Consider the following 3,307-nt stretch of genomic DNA (forward strand, 5'->3'; position numbering starts at 1 on the left):
CTTGATGCGTTCGACGTTGAGCAGGGTCATCGGGGGCCCTCCGACGCGGGCGGAACGGGACCGGGGGGCGGCCAGCCGGCCGGCGCGGCGCCCGGTGGCGGCATCGCGGCCGTCACGCCGGGACCCGCCCCGGCCACCGGGGGCGGACCGGCCCCGGGACCACCCGGCATCGGACCGCCGGGGACCTGACCGCCGGGGACCTGACCGGCGGGGACCGGGCCGCCGAGGGCCGGCGCGGGCGGCGCCCCGGCCGGCCGGGCGCGGGACCCGCCGTACTCGACCGCGTCCCCGGTGAGCTGGATGAACGCCTCCTCCAGCGAACCGAGCTGCGGGGTCAGCTCGTGCAGCGTGATGCCGGCCGCGCCGGCGACGTCCCCGACCTGCTCGATCGGCGCGTCGAGCACCTCCAGCGCGGCGACCGGGCCGGGTGGGGCGTCGACCACCTGCAGGTTCGCCTCGACGAGCGCCGCCCGCAGGTCGGCCAGCCGGGGCGAGCGGACCCGCACCGAGGCCCGGGTCGCCCGGGCGATGAAGTCCGGGGTCGCGGCGTCGGCGATGAGCCGGCCCCGGCCGATGACGATCAGGTGGTCGGCCGTCAACGCCATCTCGGACAGCAGGTGCGAGGACACGAACACCGTGCGGCCCTGCGCGGCCAGGTTCTTCATGAACGTGCGGATCCAGTAGATGCCCTCCGGGTCGAGCCCGTTCACCGGCTCGTCGAACAGCAGCACCTGCGGGTCGCCCAGCAGCGCACCGGCCAGCCCGAGCCGCTGCTTCATGCCCAGCGAGAACTTGCCCACCGCCTTGCCGGCGACGTTGCTCAGGCCGACCAGGTCGAGCACCTCGTCCACCCGGCGGCGGGGCAGCTTGTTCGACGCGGCCATGAAGCGCAGGTGGGCCCGGGCCGACCGGTTCGGGTGGACCCAGTTGGCGTCGAGCAGCGCGCCGACCTGGGTCAGCGGCCGCTGCAGGGACGCGTACGGCTTGCCCCCGATCAGGGCGCGGCCGCTGTTCGGGTTGTCCAGGCCCAAAATCATGCGCATGGTGGTGGACTTGCCCGCGCCGTTGGGTCCGAGGAACCCGGTCACGGTCCCCGGCCGGACGGTGAACGACAGGTCGTCCACCGCCACCGTGGAGCCGTACCGCTTCGTCAGTCCGATTGCCTCGATCATGCGACCTCCCCTGGGGACCAGCATGGCACGCGGGTCGGACGGCCCGGCCGAGCCGTGCCCGCCCGGCTGCCAGGTGCGCGCTCGGCGGGGGTCTGCTCGGCCGACCGCAGCTGCGCGGATCCAAGGCCCACCGATCCGGGCAAGTCGGGCGTCAATGCGGGTCTTGGATCAGCGCGGCGGGCCGGGAGAGCGCCGGGCGGCCCCACACCGGCCGGCCGGCGCGCGGCTGCGGGCGGACCCGGGGCCGATCGAGGGCGGGCATAGGGTGGCCCGATGCCGGTCGAGTTCCCCACCAAGACCCCGCCGGGTGACGCCCTGCCGCGTCACGGAATCGATGCGGCGTTCACCGCATTGCCGCTGACCCGGCTCGCCGACGCCGCCCTCGGAGCGGCGACGGCGGCCGGCGCCGGGTTCGCCGACTTCCGCTTCGAGCGCCTGGCCACCTCGTCGCTGACCGTCCGCGACACCGCCGTGCAGAGCGCCACCGACGCGGTGACCACCGGGTTCGCCGTCCGGGTGATCGTGGACGGCGTCTGGGGCTTCGCCGCCTCCGTGGTGCCGACCGCGGACGCGGCGGTGGCCACCGCGCGCCGGGCGGTCGACGTGGCCCGGGCGCTGGCCGGCGCCGTCGCCGAGCGGGTGGAGCGGGCCGACGAGCCGGTGCACGCCGACGTCGAGTGGGTCAGCGCCTACCGGATCGACCCGTTCACGGTGCCCGGCGCGGACAAGATCGCGCTGCTGCTGGACCGGTCGGAGCGGCTGCTCGCCTCGGACGGGGTCGCCCACACCGAGGTCGGCCTGTACCAGGTCAAGGAGAACAAGTACTACGCCGACACCGCCGGCACCCGCACCACGCAGCAGCGCGTCCGGCTGGAGCCGACCCTGTCGGCCACCGCGATCGACTCGGCCTCCGGCGCGTTCGAGACGATGTCGTCGCTGACCCCACCGGTTGGCCGCGGCTACGAGTACCTGACCGACGGCAGCTGGGACTTCGACGGCGAGATCGCGACCATGGGCGAGCAGCTCATGGAGAAGATGAAGGCGCCGTCGATCGAGCCCGGCCGGTACGACCTGGTGATCGACCCGACCAACCTGTGGCTGACCATCCACGAGTCCATCGGCCACGCGACCGAGTACGACCGCGCGATCGGCTACGAGGCGGCGTACGCCGGCACCTCGTTCGCCACGCCGGACAAGCTCGGCTCCCTGGTCTACGGCTCGCCCGGGATGCACGTCACCGGTGACCGGACCGTCGAGCACGGACTGGCCACCGTCGGGTTCGACGACGACGGCGTGGCCGGCCAGTCGTGGGACCTGATCCGCGGCGGCATCCTGGTCGGCTACCAGCTCGACCGGACCTTCGCGCACCGGTTGGGGCTGCCCCGCTCCAACGGGTGCGCCTACGCCGACTCGCCCGGGCACATCCCGATCCAGCGGATGGCCAACGTCAGCCTGCAGCCCGACCCGGCGGGCGGGTCCACCGAGGACCTGATCGGCGGCGTCGAGAACGGTCTTTACGTGGTCGGCGACAAGTCGTGGTCGATCGACATGCAGCGCTACAACTTCCAGTTCACCGGTCAGCGGTTCTACCGGATCCGCAACGGCCGGCTCGCCGGCCAGGTCCGCGACGTCGCCTACCAGGCGACCACGACGGACTTCTGGGGCTCGATGGACGGCATCGGCGGCCCGCAGACCTACCGTCTCGGCGGCGCCTTCAACTGCGGCAAGGGCCAGCCGGGTCAGGTCGCGTCGGTCTCGCACGGCTGCCCGTCGGCCCGGTTCCGGGGCGTGAACATCCTCAACGCCACCCAGGAGGCCCAGTGAGCACGCGTGCGCCGGTGAGCGTGGTGACCGGGCTGCTGAGCCCGCAGCAGATCGTCGAGTCCGGGCTGGCCGCGGCCGCGGGAGCGGCCGGCGCGGGCGACGCCGACGGCTGCGTCGTGGTCGTGCACAGCTCCAGCTCGGCGAACATCCGCTAGGCGAACAACACGGTGACCACCAACGGCGTCATGCACGACGTCACCGTGACGGTGGTGGCGTTCCGCAACGGCGCCGAGGGCACGGCCACCGGCTCGGTCAGCGCGAGCGCGTCCTCGACCGAGCAGGTGGACCGCATCGTCGAGGCTGCCGACGCC

At 73.8% G+C, this 3,307-nt stretch carries 3 protein-coding genes; 2 read left to right on the forward strand and 1 reads right to left on the reverse strand.

What is annotated here, in order from left to right; translation table 11 throughout:
• Positions 1-26: 26 nt before the first annotated feature.
• Positions 27-1,172, reverse strand: a complete 1,146-nt coding sequence (locus ACOJUF_RS08805; RefSeq protein ID WP_420121486.1) for an ABC transporter ATP-binding protein — start codon at positions 1,170-1,172, stop codon at positions 27-29.
• A gap of 273 nt (positions 1,173-1,445) precedes the next feature.
• On the opposite strand from ACOJUF_RS08805, the gene ACOJUF_RS08810 reads away from it, so the two are divergent.
• Together ACOJUF_RS08810 and ACOJUF_RS08815 are read left to right on the forward strand one after the other, a co-directional pair.
• Positions 1,446-2,996, forward strand: a complete 1,551-nt coding sequence (locus tag ACOJUF_RS08810) for a TldD/PmbA family protein (protein ID WP_420121487.1) — start codon at positions 1,446-1,448, stop codon at positions 2,994-2,996.
• Complete coding sequence (locus ACOJUF_RS08815; RefSeq protein ID WP_420121488.1) at positions 2,993-3,151, forward strand: hypothetical protein; 159 nt, start codon at positions 2,993-2,995, stop codon at positions 3,149-3,151. Before ACOJUF_RS08810 ends, ACOJUF_RS08815 begins: the two co-directional genes overlap by 4 nt.
• Positions 3,152-3,307: the final 156 nt, after the last annotated feature.

It is taken from the genome of Nakamurella sp., from assembly GCF_048594475.1.
Classification (GTDB): Bacteria; Actinomycetota; Actinomycetes; order Mycobacteriales; family Nakamurellaceae; genus Nakamurella.